Consider the following 16,879-nt stretch of genomic DNA (forward strand, 5'->3'; position numbering starts at 1 on the left):
CGCGCGCGTCAGTCGGACAGTTCCGACAGCGCGGCGATAAGACGGTCCGCGTGTTCCTTGAGCACTTCCGCCTGCTGCTGTTCGCGCGCATGGCGGCGGAACGACTGGTCCGTATAGCGCGGCAGCACGTGGAAGTGGATATGCGGAACGGTCTGGCCCGCGGCTTCGCCGTTGAACTGCGTGACGAGCAGGCCGTCGGGGGCGAACGCCTTGTTCACCGCGCGCGCGATGCGCTGCGTGGTGTGGATGGCGGCTGTCGCGGCTTCCGGCGACAGCGTGAGAATGTCCGGCGCGCCTTCCTTCGGCACCACGAGCGTGTGGCCGTCGGCCTGCGGCATGATGTCCATGAACGCAATGGTGTGCGCGTCCTCGTAGACCTTGTAGCAGGGAAGCTCGCCGCGCAGGATGCGGGCGAAGATGTTGCCGGCGTTGTATTCAGGGGATTGGTAAGACATGGCAATCTCGGAGAGTGTGGGGCAAGGGGCGCAGCCTTCGAGTGTAGCGCAGCGCTCCCCTTGCCGGAACCCGCCTTTCACATGTTGCGGCGATATTGTCCGCCCACCTCGAACAACGCGTGCGTGATCTGGCCCAGCGAGCACACGCGCACCGCATCCATCAGCACCGCGAACACGTTGCGGTTCTCGATCACCGCCTCGCGCAGCCGCTGGAGCATCGCGGGCGCGTCGGCGGCATGGTCGTGCTGGAACGCATCGAGCCGCTGCAGCTGGCTCTGCTTCTCTTCCTCGCTCGATCGCGCGAGCTCGATGGTCTGCGGCACCGGATCCGCTTCCGGATTGCGGAACGTGTTCACGCCAATGATCGGCAGGGTGCCGTCGTGCTTGAGCTGTTCGTAGTAGAGCGACTCTTCCTGGATCTTGCCGCGCTGGTAGCCGGTCTCCATCGCGCCGAGCACGCCGCCGCGTTCCGCGATGCGCTCGAACTCCTGCAGCACCGCCTCCTCGACGAGGTCCGTGAGCTCTTCGATCAGGAACGCGCCCTGATTCGGGTTCTCGCACTTCGCCACGCCCCACTCGCGATTGATGATCAGCTGGATGGCCAGCGCGCGGCGCACCGATTCGCCCGTGGGCGTCGTGATGGCCTCGTCGTACGCGTTGGTGTGCAGCGAATTGCAGTTGTCGTAGATGGCAATGAGCGCCTGCAGCGTGGTGCGGATATCGTTGAAGTCGATCTCCTGCGCATGCAGCGAACGGCCCGACGTCTGGATGTGGTACTTGAGCTTCTGGCTGCGCTCGTTGGCGCCGTACTTGTCGCGCATCGTCACGGCCCAGATACGTCGCGCAACGCGACCCAGCACGCTGTACTCGGGGTCCATGCCGTTGGAGAAGAAGAACGACAGGTTCGGCGCGAAGTCGTCGATATGCATGCCGCGCGCGAGATACGCCTCCACATAGGTGAAGCCGTTGGAGAGCGTGAACGCGAGCTGCGAGATCGGGTTCGCGCCGGCCTCGGCGATGTGATAGCCCGAGATGGAAACCGAATAGAAGTTGCGCACCTGATGGTGGACGAAGTATTCCTGGATATCGCCCATCACCTTCAGCGAGAACTCGGTGGAGAAGATGCAGGTGTTCTGGCCCTGGTCCTCCTTGAGGATGTCCGCCTGCACGGTGCCGCGCACGTTCTGCAGCACCCATGCGCGAATCTTCGCTTCCTCGTCGGCCGTGGGCTCGCGCGCGTTGTCGGCGCGGAAGCGGTCGAGCTGCTGGTCGATCGCGGTGTTCATGAACATCGCGAGCAGCGTCGGCGCGGGACCGTTGATCGTCATCGATACCGAGGTGCTCGGGCTCGTGAGGTCGAAGCCGTCGTAGAGCACCTTCATGTCGTCGAGCGTGGCGATGGACACGCCCGAGTTGCCGACCTTGCCATAGATATCGGGCCGCAGGTGCGGATCCTCGCCGTATAGCGTGACCGAGTCGAACGCGGTGGACAGGCGTTTGGCGTCCATGCCTTCGGAGACGAGCTTGAAGCGGCGGTTCGTGCGGAACGCATCGCCTTCGCCCGCGAACATGCGCGTGGGGTCCTCATTCTCGCGCTTGAACGCGAAGACGCCCGCCGTATAGGGGAAGCTGCCCGGCACGTTCTCGCGCATGAGCCAGCGCAGCACCTCGCCTTCGTCCTCGAAGCGCGGCAGCACGACCTTGCGGATCTTCGTCCCTGACAGCGTGGTGGTGACGAGGCCCGTGCGGATTTCCTTGTCGCGGATCTTCACGACGTACTCGTCGCCGCTGTAGGCGGCGCGCATTTGCGGCCACATCGAAAGCAGCTTGCGTTCGACGGCGCCCATAGCCGCGTCGCGCTCGGCGGCGAGGGCCAGCAGACGATCGTCGTTGTCCGTCCCATCGCTGCCCGACGCGCCGCTCGACACGTCTCCCGAGGCGCCGCTCGACTCGCCGAGCATGCGATGCGCCTCGCGCAGCTGCTGCCGCTCGCGCGCGAGCCGCGACTGCTCGGCCACGCGCCGATGATAGGCGCGCACGCTGTCGGCAATCTCGGCAAGGTAGCGATTGCGCGCGGGCGGCACGATCACGTTCTGGCCCGTCGAGATGCGTCCCGCCGGCTTCGGCAGCGTGCCGGCCGCGGGTGCCGGCAACCCGTGCGCGGCCAGTGCCTCGCGCAGCCCCTGATAAAGCATCGTCACGCCGTCGTCGTTGAAGCGCGACGCCTGCGTGCCGTACACGGGCATCTCGTCGGGCTTCGCGTGCCATTGCTCGCGGTTGCGCTGCACCTGCTTGGCGACGTCGCGCCACGCATCCTGCGCGCCCTTGCGGTCGAACTTGTTGATCGCGACGAAGTCGGCGAAGTCGAGCATGTCGATTTTCTCGAGCTGGCTCGCGGCGCCGAACTCGGGCGTCATGACGTAGAGCGAGAGATCGACGTGCGGCACGATCGCCGCGTCGCCCTGGCCGATGCCGGAGGTCTCGACGATCACGAGGTCGAAGCCCGCCACGCGGCACGCCGCAACGACATCGGGCAGGGCCTGCGAGATCTCGGAGCCCGCATCGCGCGTGGCGAGCGAGCGCATGAAGATATTCGGATGATCGATGGCATTCATGCGAATGCGATCGCCAAGCAGCGCGCCACCGGACTTGCGGCGCGACGGGTCGATCGAGATCACGGCGATCGACAGCGCATCCTGCTGGTCGAGGCGGAAGCGACGGATCAGTTCGTCGGTCAGCGACGACTTGCCCGCGCCGCCGGTGCCCGTGATGCCTAGCACGGGGACGTTCGCGGCCTTCGCCTGGGCGTGCATGGCATCGACCAGCGCCGGCGCGGCCTTGCCGTTCTCGAGCGCGGTGATCAGCTGCGCCAGCGCGCGGCGGTCGCCCGACCGGACGCCATCGAGCGTGGTGGGGGCATAACGCGTGAGGTCGATATCGCAGCGCTGGACCATGTCCGCGATCATGCCGGCCAGGCCGAGCCGCTGGCCGTCCTCGGGGCTGTAGATGCGCGCGACGCCGTAGGCCTGCAGCGCGCGGATCTCCTCGGGCACGATCACGCCGCCCCCGCCGCCGAAGACCTGGATATGCTCGCCGCCATGCTCGCGCAGCAGGTCGATCATGTACTGGAAGTACTCGACGTGCCCGCCCTGGTAGCTCGAGATCGCGATGCCCTGCGCGTCTTCCTGCAAGGCCGCGTTCACCACTTCCCGCACCGAGCGGTTGTGGCCGAGGTGGATCACCTCGCAGCCGTGCGACTGCAGGATGCGCCGCATGATGTTGATGGAAGCGTCGTGGCCGTCGAACAGCGAGGCCGCCGTGACGAAGCGCACCTTGTTGGCCGGCGTCCGGCTGGCATCTTCCGCCGGCTTGCCGACGGTCTTGCTGACATCGGAAAGATCAGTCATGGTCTCCACCGCTCGGTCTGTGACTGGCAACCGCCGGCCGGCGACATCTGGGGTCGCTCTGACCGGACTCGGTGGATTATATGACGTTACTTGACGCTTACGTTAACGTAAATCCGAAATGTCATGGTGGCCGTGGGGGTCGTGAGGGTCACGATACGCGCGGGCAGGCGCCATAGGCGACCGTGTGCGTCATCCGGGCCACGGCGCGCCGCACGATCCGCAGCACGCGCCATCCCGACCAGCGCGGCGCGGGCTCCGACAACACGAAGCGGGCGGGGCCGCCCTCGCCCGACAGCCATACCATCTCGCCCTCGCGCAGCAGATGCTCGGCGCCGGGCCGGAGCCAGATATCGCACGGCACGCCCTCGACGGTCAGCCACAGCATGCCTTCCAGCGCCAGCACGCGCTGATCGTGGCGCGCGCGCCAGTTCACGAGCCGGCCCGGCTCGTTCAATTCGAATGTCCTGAGTTCCCGCATGGTCCATCTCCTTCTGCAGCGTCGGTACCGCGACAGCGGAACCATGCTGTCATTATTCATGGCCTGCACTACAATCCCATGCACAGTTCCGAACAGTTTCAGATGTACTGTGCAGTAGTTTCTGCTGACAGTTCGGGGGCTTTACGACAATGCGGGGGGATTCATGAAGCTGACGCTGGACGCCACCACCGGTGTGCCGCTGACCGAACAGATCGTCAATTCGGTGCGCGCGTGGATCGGCTCGCGCGAGGCGCGCCCCGGCGCCAAGCTGCCGTCGATCCGCCAGCTCGCGGCCGATCACGGCATCAGCCGTTTTCCGGTCATCGAGGCCTACGATCGCCTCGTGTCGCAGGGGCTGCTCGATTCGCGACAGGGCTCGGGCTTCTATGTCGCGGACAGCCCGCTCTCGGGCCGCGCGATGCGCGGCTGGTCCGATCCCAGCCTGGCCGAGGACCTGTCGGACCACATCATCGAGCAATTCCACCACCCGTATGGCATGCTCAAGCTCGCGGGCGGCTTCGTGCCCGAGTCCTGGCGCGACGTCGATGGACTGACTGCGGCCATCCGCCACGTCTCGCGCCACAACGTCGATAGCCTCATCCACTACGCGACGCCGCTGGGCCTGCCCGACCTGCGCCAGCACGTGCTGAACCGCGCACGACAGGTCGGCATCGATGCGGAGCTGCCGCAGGTCCTGATCACCAACGGCGCGAGCCAGGCGATGGATCTCGTCGTGCGCCATCTGCTGAAACCGGGCGATACCGTGTTCGTCGAGGACCCCGGCTACTACAACCTGTACGGCCTGTTGCGGCTGCACGGCGTGAAGCTCGTGGGCGTGCCGCAGACGCCGGACGGGCCCGATCCCGACGCGGCCGAGGCGCTGCTGCGCGAGCACAAGCCCAAGCTGTTCTTCACGAACAGCATCCTGCAGAATCCCACGGGCTCGACGCTCGCGCCGCGCGTCGCGTTCCGCCTGCTCGAACTCGCGCGCAAGCACGACTTCCGCTTCGTCGAGGACGATATCTTCTCGGACTTCCAGACGCACGTGTCCGATCGCCTCGCCACGCTCGACCAGCTCGAGCACGTGATCTATATCGGCGGCTTTTCCAAGACCGTGTCGGCCGCGTTGCGCGTGGGCTATATCGTCGCGAGCAAGCCGATGATCAAGGCGCTCGCGGACGTCAAGGTACTTACGAGCGTGGCGGGTTCGTACTTCGCGGAAGCGGTCACCGCATGCCTGCTGGAGCGCGGCGCGTATCGCAAGCACGTGGACCGCCTGCGGCTGCGCACGCGCGAGGTCACCGCGCGCGCGGTCGACACGCTGGCCGATTGCGGGTGGGAAGTGTTCTGCGAGCCGGCCGGCGGCAACTTCCTGTGGACGCGCCCGCAGGGCATCGAGGATTCGCGCGAGTTGCTGGCGATCGGCGAGCGGTACGACGTCAAGATCGCGCCCGGCAATTTCTTCCGCCCGGGCGGCGAGACCACGCCGTGGGTGCGCGTGAATTCCGCTTATGTCAGCGAGCCGCGCGCGCTCGCATTCCTGCGCGAGGCCGGCGGCAAGCGCTGAAGACGGCGTTACTCCCCGTACTGCCGCAGCCCTTCCAGATCGAGCACCTCGATCACGCCATAGTCCACGCGCACGAGTCCCTGCTGCTCCAGCACCTTGAGTGCCTGGTTCGCGCGCTGGCGCGAGATACCCGCCAGCAGGCCGATCTCTTCCTGCGAGATCTCGATCGTGTTGCCGAGCCCCGGATACAGCTGTTCGTTGAAGAGGGACGACACCGCGCGCGCCACGCGCGAGTCGATGTCGAGCAGCCGTTCGTATTCGACGGCCGCGATGAACTGCCCAAGCCGCTCGTTGAACTGCGTCAGCAGAAAGCGCGTGAATGGCAGGCTCGTTTCAAGCAGCCATTGGAACGTCTCGCGTGGAATGAACGCGATGCGCGAGCGGCGCAGCGCCATCACATCGTACTTGCGCACTTCCGACTTGAGCACGGCCCCTTCGCCGAACCAGCCGCCGGTGGGCACGCCGGTAAAGGTCACCGACTTGCCCGAGGGCGACACCGTCGTGATCTTGACGATGCCCTCGACCACCCCGAGCCAATGCTCGGCCAGGTCGCCCTTGTGCACGACGTAGTCGCCCTGTTCGTATTCGCGTACCACTGTCACGGCGCGGACATGTTCGCGCTGCGCGGCGCTCAGATCGCGGGCCCATACGCAGCGGTCGATCAGATCGCCTGGCGTCGTGTTGGCGTTCGGCTTGGCATTCTGCATTGGCGCGGCAAGCTCCCGTAGGGATTAACCCGAGATTGTCACCGGCGCGACAACCCCGCCAAATTCCATGGGCTATCGTACGGATACATCACAGGGACAGCGGGGCGCGTGCCAGACAGGACGAGGCACGGCGGGCAATTGATGCGGTGCGGCAGACGTACGGCATCGCCCAGTATAGCCACCGCTCCAATGGCTTGATACCCGGGCGTGCCCCCACTGGCGGCACAGGCGGCACAGGAGGTGGAGCGATGCAGGAGTCAGCCGCAACGACCTTTCCACGATTACTGCTCGAGCATGCCCGGCAGCGGCCGGCGCATCCGGCCTATCGCGAAAAGGACCTCGGTATCTGGCAGACCCACGACTGGGCACAGGTGGCGCGCGAGGTGCGCGAAGTCGCCTGTGGCCTCGCGGCGCTGGGCTTCAGGCGCGGCATGAATCTCGCCGTGATCGGCGACAACCGGCCGCGCCTCTACTGGGCCATGACCGCCGCGCAGGCGCTCGGCGGCGTGCCGGTGCCGCTCTATCAGGATGCGATCGCCAACGAGATGGTCTATGTGCTCGACGACGCCGAGATCGATTTCGCGATCGTCGAGGACCAGGAGCAGGTCGACAAGCTGCTGGAAGTGGAAGCGCAACTCGCGGCGCGCGGCCGTGCCGTGCGGCATCTCGTCTATGAAGATCCGCGCGGGCTGCGCGACTACGATCATCCGTCGCTGCTGTCGTACGAGCGCCTGCAGGAAATCGGCCGCGAATACGACAGCGCGCATCCCGGCCTGTTCGACGAGGCGGTGGCCGCCGGCCAGCCCGGCGATACCGCGATCATCCTCTACACGTCGGGCACCACGGGCAAGCCCAAGGGCGTGTGCCATGCGCACGCGGGCCTGATCGGCGCCGCGCGCAACGGTTGCGGCTTCGATGGCCTCGGCCCCGGCGACGACGTGCTGTCGTATCTGCCGATGGCATGGGTCGGCGACAACCTGTTCTCGTACGCGCAGGCCATGGTGGCCGGCTTCACGGTCAACTGCCCCGAATCGCGCGAGACCGTCATGACCGACTTGCGCGAGATCGGCCCGACGTATTACTTCGCGCCGCCGCGCATCTATGAAGGCCTGCTCACGCAGGTGATGATCCGCATGGAAGACGCGGGGTGGATCAAGCGCAAGCTGTTCCACTGGGCGATGGCCGTCGCGCGCCGCTGCGGCGCCGATCTGCTCGACGGCCGTCCCGTCGCCTTCGCGGACCGCCTGCGCTATGCGGTGGGCGCGCTGCTGATCTACGGCCCGCTGCGCAACGTGCTCGGCATGAGCCGCATTCGCGTGGCCTATACCGCGGGCGAGGCGATCGGGCCCGACCTGTTCCGCTTCTATCGTTCGATCGGCGTGAACCTCAAGCAGTTCTACGGCCAGACGGAGACCTGCGCCTACGTGTGCCTGCAGCCCGACGGGCAGGTGAAGTTCGACTCGGTGGGTCCGGCCGCGCCCGGCATGGAGATCCGCATCGCCGACAACGGCGAAGTGCTCGTGCGCGGCGTGGGCCTGCTCAAGGAGTACTACAAGCGCGCCGATGCCACGCGCGAGGCGATCAACGACGAGGGCTACTTCATGACCGGCGACGCCGGCGTCATCGATGCCGACGGCCACCTGAAGATCATCGATCGCGCGAAGGACGTGGGCAAGCTCGCGGACGGCTCGATGTTCGCGCCCAAGTACATCGAGAACAAGCTCAAGTTCTTTCCGTACATCAAGGAAGCGGTCGCCTTCGGCGCGGACCGCGCGCATGTCTGCGCATTTATCAATATCGACTTCGACGCGGTGGGCAACTGGGCCGAACGGCGCCATCTGCCCTACGCGGGTTATGTCGATCTGGCGGGGCAGCCCGACGTCATCGCGATGATCGCCGACTGCGTCGCGCAGGTGAACGCGGACCTCGCGGCCGATCCGATGCTGGCGGGCTCGCAGATCGCGCGCTTTCTGATCCTGCACAAGGAGCTGGACCCCGACGACGACGAGCTGACGCGCACGCGCAAGGTACGGCGCGGCTATATCGCGGAGAAGTACGCGGTGCTCGTCGATGCGCTCTACGCGGGCGTACCGGAGCAATTCATCGAGACGCGCGTCAAGTTCGAGGACGGGCGCGAGGGCAGCGTGTCGGCGACGCTGAAACTGGTGGAGGCCACACGGTTTCCGCCCGGCGGCGCCACGCGCGCAGCCTAACCCGACCGGAGCGACGGCATGACACAGATGGCACGGACCCGCGCGGACGGCCCCCCCACGGCGGGCGCGCACACTACGACCGGCCCGATCGCCTCGCCCGCGCAGGGTGCGGGCAATCCCCACACACCTCACATGCCCTGTGCGGAAGTGCGGCCCGGCGAAGCGCTGGACCCCCGCATGCCCGCGCACGCGCGCACGCGTGGCGACGTGATCCTCGACCTGCAGCATATCTCGCTGTCGTTCGGCGGCGTCAAGGCGCTGACCGATATTTCGTTCGACGTCTGCGAGCACGAGATCCGCGCGATCATCGGCCCGAACGGCGCGGGCAAGAGTTCGATGCTCAATGTGATCAACGGCGTGTATCACCCGCAGCAGGGGCGCATCGTGTTCCGCGGCGAGGAACGCCGGCAGATGCATCCGACCGCGGCCGCGCGGCAGGGCATCGCCCGCACGTTCCAGAACATCGCGCTGTTCAAGGGCATGACCGTGCTCGACAACATCATGACGGGGCGCAATACGCTGTTCCGTTCGGGCATCTTCGCCCATGCGCTGTGGTGGGGTCCCGCGCGCGCGGAGGAGGTGCGCCATCGTCGCAAGGTCGAGGAGGTCATCGACTTCCTCGAGATCCAGGCCATCCGCAAGACGCCGGTGGGGCGCCTGCCGTACGGTCTGCAGAAGCGCGTGGAACTGGCGCGCGCGCTGGCCGCGGAGCCGTCCATGCTGCTGCTCGACGAACCGATGGCCGGCATGAACGTGGAAGAGAAGCAGGACATGTGCCGCTTCATCCTCGACGTGAACCAGCAGTTCGGCACGACCATCGTGCTCATCGAGCACGACATGGGCGTGGTCATGGATATCTCGGACCGCGTCGTCGTGCTCGACTACGGCAAGAAGATCGGCGACGGCACGCCGGAAGAGGTCAAGGCCAACCCCGACGTCATCCGCGCTTATCTCGGCGCGTCGCACTAACCGCTCGCATCGCAGGCCACGGACCATGACCTTCTTCTTCGAAATCCTGCTGGGCGGGCTGCTGTCGGGCCTCATGTATTCGCTCGTCGCGCTCGGCTTCGTGCTTATCTACAAGGCGTCCGGCGTGTTCAACTTCGCGCAGGGCGCGATGGTGTACTTTGCCGCGCTCGCGGTGGTGGGCCTGATGGACAAGGGCATGCCGATGTGGGCGGCCGTGATCGGCGCGTTTGTGGTGATGGTGCTCGTCGGCATCGGCACCGAACGGTTCGTGCTGCGCAAGCTCGTCAACCAGCCGCCCATCACGCTGTTCATGGCGACCATCGGCCTGTCGTTCTTCCTCGAAGGTCTCGGCCCGCTGCTGTTCGGCAACGAGGTGCGCCCGATCCAGCTTGGCATCGTCGATGAACCGATCGAGCCGATTCTCACGCACTTCAATATCGTCGTGTCGAAGTTCGACCTCGCGGCCGCCGGCATCGCCGCCGTGCTCGTGGCCACGCTCGCGCTGTTCTTCCAGTACACGAAGGTCGGCCGCGCGCTGCGCGCGGTGGCGGACGACCACCAGGCCGCGCTCTCGCTCGGCATTCCGCTGCAGCATATCTGGGCCATCGTGTGGGGCGTGGCGGGGTTCGTCGCGCTGGTGGCAGGCATGCTCTGGGGCTCGCGCAACGGCGTGCAGTTCGCGCTGACGCTCACCGCGCTCAAGGCGCTGCCCGTGCTGATCCTCGGCGGCTTCACGTCGGTGCCGGGCGCGATCGTGGGCGGACTGATCATCGGCGCGTCGGAGAAGCTGGCCGAGATCTATATCCCACCCGTGTTCCAGTCGATGTTCGGCGGCAACTTCGGCGGTATCGAGGGCTGGTTCCCGTATGTGTTCGCGCTGCTGTTCCTGCTCGTCCGGCCCGAAGGGCTGTTTGGCGAGAAACACATCGACCGCGTTTAACGGACCGTTCAGGAGCCGACATGTTCTATCGCGAAGCGGGCCAGTTCAAGACGTCCTACGTCGCCGACAGCCAGATCTTCCCCATCCGCCAGGACCGCATCGGCTTTGCCGTGCTGATGGCCGTGGCCTTTGTCGCCGTGCCCTTCCTCGGCAGCGAATACTGGTTCAGCGCGATCCTGATCCCGTTTCTGATCTTCTCGCTGGCCGCGCTCGGTCTCAATATCCTGACCGGCTACGCGGGGCAGCTATCGCTTGGCACCGCTGCGTTCATGGCGGTCGGCGCCTATGCCGCGTACAACTTCCAGCTGCGCATCGAAGGCCTGCCGGTGCTGCTCACGTTCCTGCTGGCTGGGCTGTCGGCCGCGCTCGTCGGCGTGGCCTTCGGGCTGCCGTCGCTGCGCATCAAGGGCTTCTATCTCGCCGTGGCGACGCTGGCCGCGCAGTTCTTCGTGGTGTGGGCGCTGACCAAGTTCCCCTGGTTCTCGAACAACAGTTCGTCGGGCGTGATCACCGCGCAGCGGCTCGATCTGTTCGGCTTCGCGCTCGACACGCCGGTGCGCAAGTACCTGTTCGTGCTCGGCGTGGTGACGGTGCTTGCGCTGCTCGCCAAGAACCTCGTGCGCTCCGCCACGGGCCGCGCATGGATGGCGGTGCGCGACATGGATGTGGCCGCGGAGGTCATCGGCATTCCGCTCATGCGCACCAAGCTGCTGGCGTTCGCGGTCAGCTCGTTCTACTGCGGCGTGGCGGGCGCGCTCTATGCGTTCTGCTACCTCGGCTCGGTAGAGCCGGACGGCTTCTCGCTGGACCTGTCGTTTCGCGTGCTCTTCATGATCATCATCGGCGGCGTGGGCAGCATCCTCGGTTCGTTCCTCGGCGCGGCGTTCATCCTGCTGCTGCCGATCTTTCTCGACAACACGCTGCCGACGCTGGCGGCATGGCTCAGCCTGCCGTTCACGAACGCCACCGTGTCGCATATCCAGCTGATGGTGTTTGGCGGGCTGATCATCTTCTTCCTGATCGTCGAGCCGCACGGCCTCGCGCGCCTCTGGCAGATCGGCAAGGAGAAACTGCGGTTGTGGCCATTCCCGCATTGAAGGGGTCGTAGCAAATAACAAATCCGAACAGGAACAGGAGACAAGTCATGGCATTCGAGATCCGCAACTTGTGGCGTGCCGCGCTCGCCGCCGCTACCGCTACCGCTGCTGCCGTGGCGCTGCTCGCACCCGCCGGTGCCGCGCTCGCCCAGAGCAGTGAGCAATTCGTCGCGCTGCCGAGCTATCGCGTCGGCCCGTACGGCGCCAATGGCCAGTCGTTCTATGGTGGCTTTATCGACTACCTCAACTACGTGAATCTCAAGGACGGCGGCGTCAACGGCGTCAAGCTGTCGTGGGAAGAGTGCGAGACCGAGTACAACAACGCCAAGGGCGTGGAGTGCTACGAGCGCCTGAAAGCCAAGAACGCGACGACCAAGGGCACCGCCTATCACTCGATGTCGACGGGTATCTCGTACGCGCTCGTGGACAAGACCGCGGCCGACAAGGTCCCGCTGGTCATGATGGGCTATGGCCGTACCGACGCCGTGGACGGTTCGGTGTTCCCCTACGCCTTCCCGCTCGTCACGACGTACCAGATGCAGGTGTCGGCCATCGTCAAGTACCTGCAGTCGAAGAACGGCGGCTCCCTCGCGGGCAAGAAGATCGTCTACCTGTACCACGACTCCGCCTATGGCAAGGAGCCGATCGTCGCGCTGCAGGCGGAGTCCAAGCTCAACAAGTTCAACCTCGTCGAGATTCCGGTGGCGCACCCCGGCAACGAGCAGGGCGCGCAGTGGCTGCGTATCCGCCAGGAGAACCCCGACTACGTGATCTTCTGGGGCTGGGGCGTGATGAACCAGACCGCGCTCAAGGCCGCGCAGAAGGTCGGCTTCTCGCGCGACAAGATGATCGGTTCGTGGTGGGCCGGCTCCGAGGAAGACACGGTGCCGGCCGGCGACGCGGCCAAGGGCTACATGAGCGCCACGTGGAACGTGGCGGGCCGCAACGTCCCCCTTATCGCCGATATCGACAAGGTGGTGTACGGCGCGAACAAGGGCAATATGCAGGACCGCAACAAGGTCGGCTCGGTGCTCTACAACCGCGGCGTGTCGGCGGCCGTCGTCACCGTGGAGGCCATCCGCGTGGCGCAGGACAAGTTCGGCAAGGGCAAGGTCATGAACGGCGACCAGATGCGCTGGGCCTTCGAGAACCTCAACGTGACCAACGCGCGGCTGCAGCAGCTCGGCGCCACGGGCCTGCTGCCCGAGATCAAGACCTCGTGCGAGAACCACGAAGGGTCGGGCAAGGTGAAGATCCAGCAATGGGACGGCAGCAAGTGGGTCGTGGTGTCGGACTGGATCGAGGGCAACAAGAACCTGATCCACCCGCTGTTCAAGGCCACCGCGGCGCAGTACGCCAAGGAGAAGGGCATCACGCCGGGTTGCGTGAAGTCCTGAGACAGGGCCTGACATCATGCTGACGGTCAACAATATCGAGGTCATCTACGACCACGTGATCCTTGTGCTCAAGGGCGTCTCGCTCGAGGTGCCCGAGGGCCGCATCGTGGCACTGCTCGGCGCCAATGGCGCCGGCAAGACCACCACGCTCAAGGCCATCTCGAACCTGCTGCACGCCGAGCGCGGCGATGTGACCAAGGGCTCCATCACGTATCAGGGCAATCGCGTCGATCAGCTCACGCCGAACGACCTCGTGCGGCGTGGGGTGATCCAGGTGATGGAGGGCCGCCACTGCTTCGCGCACCTGACGATCGAGGAGAACCTGCTGACCGGCGCCTACACGCGCGGCCTGTCCCGCGCGGCCACGCGCGACGAGCTCGAAAAGATCTATGGCTATTTCCCGCGGCTGAAGACGCGGCGCAAGTCCCAGGCCGGATACACGTCGGGCGGCGAGCAGCAGATGTGCGCGATCGGCCGGGCCATGATGGCCAAGCCCGCGATGATCCTGCTCGACGAACCGTCGATGGGCCTAGCGCCGCAGATCGTCGAGGAAATCTTCGAGATCGTGCGCGACCTCAACGCGCGCGAACGCGTGAGCTTCCTGCTCGCCGAGCAGAACACGATGGTCGCGTTGCGCTATGCGGACTACGGCTACATCCTCGAGAACGGCCGCGTCGTGATGGATGGCGACGCCGAATCGCTGCGGACCAACGAGGACGTGAAGGAGTTCTACCTCGGCGTGGCCGCCAACGACGCGGAAGGCGCCGCGCGCAAGTCGTTCCGCGACGTCAAGAGCTACCGCCGCCGCAAGCGCTGGCTGGCATGAAGGATCGATCCATGGACACCTCCCAGACGCCCGGCGCGTTCTTCGACGCGCTGGAGACGCGCGAGCCGGAAGCGCGCGAGCAGGCGCAGCTTGCCGCATTGTCGCGGCAGGTCGCACACGCGCAGTCCCACGCGACCTATTTCGCGGAGATTCTCGGACACGTCGATGCGCGCGCGATCCACACGCGCGAGGCGCTCGCCCAGCTGCCCGTCACGCGCAAGTCCGAACTCACCGCGCGGCAAAAGCTTGCGCCGCCGCTCGGCGGGCTCAATGCCACGCCGATCGGCGGGCTCCGCCATCTGTTCCGCTCCCCGGGGCCGATCCACGAACCCGACGGCCATTCGGGCGACTGGTGGCGCGTCGCGCGCGCGATGTTCGCCGCGGGCTTCCGCGCGGGCGAGCTCGTCTACAACACGTTCTCGTACCACTTCACGCCCGCCGGCATGATGATGGAGACCGGCGCGCATCAGCTTGGCTGCTGCGTGTTTCCGGCGGGCGTGGGCCAGACCGAATCGCAGGTGGAGGCACTGGCCAGCCTGCAGCCCTCCGCCTACGCGGGCACCCCATCGTTCCTGAAGCTGCTGCTGGAGCGCGGCGCGGAGATGGACCTGCGCTGCGCGAGCCTGACCAAGGCGCTGGTGTCGGGCGAGGCATGCCCGCCGCCGCTGCGCGCGTGGCTGCACGACCATGGCATTTCGGCGCGACAGATGTACGGCACGGCCGACGTGGGGCTCATCGCGTACGAGACCGATGGCGGTGACGGCTGGGTCGTCGATGAGGGCGTGCTCGTGGAGATCGTCGAGCCCGGCGGCACGCGACCGATGCCCGATGGCGAGATCGGCGAGGTCGTGGTCACGGTACTGGCCAATGGCGACTATCCGCTGATCCGGTTCGGTACCGGCGATCTGTCGGCGATCGTGGCCGATTCCGCGTGGCGGCCCAGTCCATGCGGGCGGACCAATATCCGGCTCAGGGGCTGGCTCGGGCGCGCGGACCAGACCACGAAGGTCAAGGGGATGTTCGTCTATCCGGGGCAGGTGGCCGAGGTCGTGCGGCGCCATCCCGAGATTCGCGCGGCGCGGCTCGTGGTCACCGGCACGGTGGGCGCGGACGTCATGACGCTGCATTGCGATGCCACGCGCGAGGACGCGGCGCTGGCGGCGGCCATCGGTACGTCGCTGCGGGAGGTCACGCGCCTGCGGGGAGAGGTGGCCTTCGTCGCGGCCGGATCGCTGCCGCAGGACGGCAAGACCATCGAGGACGCGCGGCGCTACGACTGACTGGCGTTACGACTGACGCCCGGACGCGCCCTCGGGCGCGCGCGTGGGCAGCCGCAGCATCCAGATGCTGACCGCGAGCGCGATGCCGATCAGCGTGAGCGAGGCATAGGGCCGCGCGCGCAGGAACCACGCGGTGGTGCCCATCGATACCCACATCGTCGAGAGCGCGAATACCTTGGCGCGCCACGGAATCGCGCGATGCTTCTGCCAGTCGAGGATGGTCGGCCCGAAGCGCGGATGCGAGACGAGCCAGGTATGAAAGCGTCTGGAGCCGCGCGCGAAGCATGCCGCGGCCAGCAGCACGAACGGTGTGGTGGGCAGCAGCGGCAGGAAGATGCCGATGATGCCGAGCACGAGGCTGATGACGCCCAGCGCGACCCAGAGCGCGCGGACGGCGCGCACGAGGCGCGGACCGCCCCGCGGGGCCTCGAGCGGCAGGTCTTCCGGGCCGTTACGCGGATGTCTGCGGGATGGCGAGCCGGGCTCGTGCGGCATCGTATTCGGTCTTCATGCGCGCGACGATCTCGCCCGCGGTTGGCACATCGTGGATCTGGCCCACGCCCTGACCTGCTCCCCAGATGTCTTTCCATGCCTTGGCCTTCGAAGCGCCGCTCGAGAAATCCATCTTGGTCTTGTCCGCGACGGGCAGGTTCTCGGGGTCCAGCCCCGAGTTGAGGATGCTCTCGCGGATATAGTTGCCGTGCACGCCGGTGAACAGGTTGGTGTAGATGATATCCGCCGCCGCCGAATGCGTGATCGATTGCTTGTACTCGGGGCTCGCGTGCGCCTCCTGCGATGCGATGAAACGCGTGCCCACGTACGCGAAATCGGCGCCCATCGCCTGCGCGGCCAGCACCGCGTCGCCGGTCGCGATCGAGCCGGAGAGCGCGATCGGGCCGTCGAAGATGCGCCGGACCTCGCCCACGAGCGCGAACGGCGACAGCATGCCCGCGTGGCCGCCCGCGCCGGCCGCGACGAGGATCAGGCCATCGACACCGGCCTCGATGGCTTTTTCCGCGTGGCGCAGGTTGATCACGTCGTGCAGCACGATGCCGCCATAGCTGTGGACGGCATCGATCATCTCCTTGACCGGCGCGCGCAGCGACGTGATGAAGATGGGCACCTTGTGTTCGACGCAGACCTTCACGTCGTGCTCGAGCCGCGCGTTGGACGCATGCACGATCTGGTTCACCGCGATCGGTCCCACGCGCGCGCCCGGGTTCGCGGCCACGTGCGCGGCCAGTTCCTCCTGCATCGTCGTCAGCCACTCGTCGAGCAGTTCCGCGGGGCGCGCGTTGAGCGCCGGAAACGAACCGACGATGCCGGCCTTGCACTGGGCCAGCACGAGCTCGGGATAGCTCACGATGAACATCGGGGAGGCGATGACGGGCAGGGCCAGGTTCTGCAGGGCCGGTGGCAGGTGCTTGGCGGCGGGCATGAGGTCTCCTTTTTGCGAACGATCGTTCGACGATCGGTCGATTATAGGGAGTTTCGCGCGCAAAAAAATACCCCGCAGGGTTCTAACCTGCGGGGCAATTACCAC

Annotated in this window: 14 protein-coding genes; 8 read left to right on the forward strand and 6 right to left on the reverse strand. The window is 66.4% G+C overall.

Annotated features, from left to right (window positions below):
• Positions 1-8: 8 nt before the first annotated feature.
• The 3 genes from AAHB16_RS27270 to AAHB16_RS27280 all read right to left on the reverse strand — a co-directional run bounded on the left by AAHB16_RS27270 (position 9) and on the right by AAHB16_RS27280 (position 4,340).
• Positions 9-455 carry an HIT family protein gene (locus AAHB16_RS27270; RefSeq protein ID WP_342052478.1) on the reverse strand — a complete coding sequence of 149 codons (447 nt, stop codon included), beginning with the start codon at positions 453-455 and terminating at the stop codon, positions 9-11.
• Positions 456-532: 77 nt separating this feature from the next.
• Positions 533-3,862 carry a fused isobutyryl-CoA mutase/GTPase IcmF gene (gene icmF / locus AAHB16_RS27275; protein ID WP_342052479.1) on the reverse strand — a complete coding sequence of 1,110 codons (3,330 nt, stop codon included), beginning with the start codon at positions 3,860-3,862 and terminating at the stop codon, positions 533-535.
• A gap of 148 nt (positions 3,863-4,010) precedes the next feature.
• The gene (locus AAHB16_RS27280; protein WP_342052480.1) at positions 4,011-4,340 is read right to left on the reverse strand and encodes a DUF2917 domain-containing protein; all 330 of its coding nucleotides are present in this window, start codon (positions 4,338-4,340) and stop codon (positions 4,011-4,013) included.
• Positions 4,341-4,503: 163 nt separating this feature from the next.
• Here AAHB16_RS27280 and AAHB16_RS27285 point away from each other — a divergent pair, with 163 nt between their 5' ends.
• Positions 4,504-5,907, forward strand: a complete 1,404-nt coding sequence (locus AAHB16_RS27285) for an aminotransferase-like domain-containing protein (RefSeq protein WP_150372967.1) — start codon at positions 4,504-4,506, stop codon at positions 5,905-5,907.
• Positions 5,908-5,915: 8 nt separating this feature from the next.
• Here AAHB16_RS27285 and AAHB16_RS27290 read toward each other — a convergent pair whose 3' ends face one another.
• On the reverse strand, positions 5,916-6,614 hold the full coding sequence (locus tag AAHB16_RS27290) for a Crp/Fnr family transcriptional regulator (protein WP_150372966.1): 699 nt from the start codon (positions 6,612-6,614) through the stop codon (positions 5,916-5,918).
• A 248-nt stretch (positions 6,615-6,862) separates the two neighbouring features.
• Here AAHB16_RS27290 and AAHB16_RS27295 point away from each other — a divergent pair, with 248 nt between their 5' ends.
• The 7 genes from AAHB16_RS27295 (at position 6,863) to AAHB16_RS27325 (ending at position 15,336) form a co-directional block, all read left to right on the forward strand.
• Positions 6,863-8,827, forward strand: a complete 1,965-nt coding sequence (locus tag AAHB16_RS27295) for an AMP-dependent synthetase/ligase (RefSeq protein WP_342052481.1) — start codon at positions 6,863-6,865, stop codon at positions 8,825-8,827.
• A 177-nt stretch (positions 8,828-9,004) separates the two neighbouring features.
• Positions 9,005-9,796 (forward strand): ABC transporter ATP-binding protein, encoded by a 792-nt coding sequence (locus tag AAHB16_RS27300; protein WP_150373899.1) that lies wholly within the window; start codon positions 9,005-9,007, stop codon positions 9,794-9,796.
• Between the two features lie 25 nt (positions 9,797-9,821).
• Entirely contained in the window at positions 9,822-10,736 is a 915-nt protein-coding gene (locus AAHB16_RS27305) for a branched-chain amino acid ABC transporter permease (protein WP_150372964.1), read from the forward strand.
• Between the two features lie 20 nt (positions 10,737-10,756).
• Positions 10,757-11,833 (forward strand): branched-chain amino acid ABC transporter permease, encoded by a 1,077-nt coding sequence (locus AAHB16_RS27310; protein ID WP_150372963.1) that lies wholly within the window; start codon positions 10,757-10,759, stop codon positions 11,831-11,833.
• A gap of 47 nt (positions 11,834-11,880) precedes the next feature.
• The gene (locus tag AAHB16_RS27315; protein ID WP_342052482.1) at positions 11,881-13,230 is read left to right on the forward strand and encodes an ABC transporter substrate-binding protein; all 1,350 of its coding nucleotides are present in this window, start codon (positions 11,881-11,883) and stop codon (positions 13,228-13,230) included.
• 16 nt (positions 13,231-13,246) lie between these two features.
• Entirely contained in the window at positions 13,247-14,056 is an 810-nt protein-coding gene (locus tag AAHB16_RS27320) for an ABC transporter ATP-binding protein (RefSeq protein WP_150372961.1), read from the forward strand.
• An 11-nt stretch (positions 14,057-14,067) separates the two neighbouring features.
• On the forward strand, positions 14,068-15,336 hold the full coding sequence (locus AAHB16_RS27325; RefSeq protein ID WP_342052483.1) for a phenylacetate--CoA ligase family protein: 1,269 nt from the start codon (positions 14,068-14,070) through the stop codon (positions 15,334-15,336).
• Between the two features lie 6 nt (positions 15,337-15,342).
• On the opposite strand, the gene AAHB16_RS27330 is transcribed toward AAHB16_RS27325, so the two are convergent.
• Positions 15,343-15,831, reverse strand: coding sequence for a YbaN family protein (locus AAHB16_RS27330; RefSeq protein WP_150372959.1), 489 nt, complete (start codon positions 15,829-15,831; stop codon positions 15,343-15,345).
• A complete protein-coding gene (locus tag AAHB16_RS27335; protein WP_150372958.1) occupies positions 15,788-16,774 on the reverse strand; it encodes an NAD(P)H-dependent flavin oxidoreductase in 987 nt (328 codons plus the stop codon). Before AAHB16_RS27335 ends, AAHB16_RS27330 begins: the two co-directional genes overlap by 44 nt.
• Positions 16,775-16,879 lie beyond the last annotated feature (105 nt).

This window comes from Cupriavidus sp. OTU4054, from assembly GCF_038440175.1.
Taxonomy (GTDB): Bacteria; Pseudomonadota; Gammaproteobacteria; order Burkholderiales; family Burkholderiaceae; genus Cupriavidus; species Cupriavidus pauculus_D.

Bases quoted from the DNA above. Each gene is read 5' to 3' on its own strand.
- AAHB16_RS27270 (WP_342052478.1), bottom strand. From the start codon at position 455: ATGTCTTACCAATCCCCTGAATACAACGCCGGCAACATCTTCGCCCGC.
- icmF (WP_342052479.1), bottom strand. From the start codon at position 3,862: ATGACTGATCTTTCCGATGTCAGCAAGACCGTCGGCAAGCCGGCGGAA.
- AAHB16_RS27280 (WP_342052480.1), bottom strand. From the start codon at position 4,340: ATGCGGGAACTCAGGACATTCGAATTGAACGAGCCGGGCCGGCTCGTG.
- AAHB16_RS27285 (WP_150372967.1), top strand. From the start codon at position 4,504: ATGAAGCTGACGCTGGACGCCACCACCGGTGTGCCGCTGACCGAACAG.
- AAHB16_RS27290 (WP_150372966.1), bottom strand. From the start codon at position 6,614: ATGCAGAATGCCAAGCCGAACGCCAACACGACGCCAGGCGATCTGATC.
- AAHB16_RS27295 (WP_342052481.1), top strand. From the start codon at position 6,863: ATGCAGGAGTCAGCCGCAACGACCTTTCCACGATTACTGCTCGAGCAT.
- AAHB16_RS27300 (WP_150373899.1), top strand. From the start codon at position 9,005: ATGCCCGCGCACGCGCGCACGCGTGGCGACGTGATCCTCGACCTGCAG.
- AAHB16_RS27305 (WP_150372964.1), top strand. From the start codon at position 9,822: ATGACCTTCTTCTTCGAAATCCTGCTGGGCGGGCTGCTGTCGGGCCTC.
- AAHB16_RS27310 (WP_150372963.1), top strand. From the start codon at position 10,757: ATGTTCTATCGCGAAGCGGGCCAGTTCAAGACGTCCTACGTCGCCGAC.
- AAHB16_RS27315 (WP_342052482.1), top strand. From the start codon at position 11,881: ATGGCATTCGAGATCCGCAACTTGTGGCGTGCCGCGCTCGCCGCCGCT.
- AAHB16_RS27320 (WP_150372961.1), top strand. From the start codon at position 13,247: ATGCTGACGGTCAACAATATCGAGGTCATCTACGACCACGTGATCCTT.
- AAHB16_RS27325 (WP_342052483.1), top strand. From the start codon at position 14,068: ATGGACACCTCCCAGACGCCCGGCGCGTTCTTCGACGCGCTGGAGACG.
- AAHB16_RS27330 (WP_150372959.1), bottom strand. From the start codon at position 15,831: ATGCCGCACGAGCCCGGCTCGCCATCCCGCAGACATCCGCGTAACGGC.
- AAHB16_RS27335 (WP_150372958.1), bottom strand. From the start codon at position 16,774: ATGCCCGCCGCCAAGCACCTGCCACCGGCCCTGCAGAACCTGGCCCTG.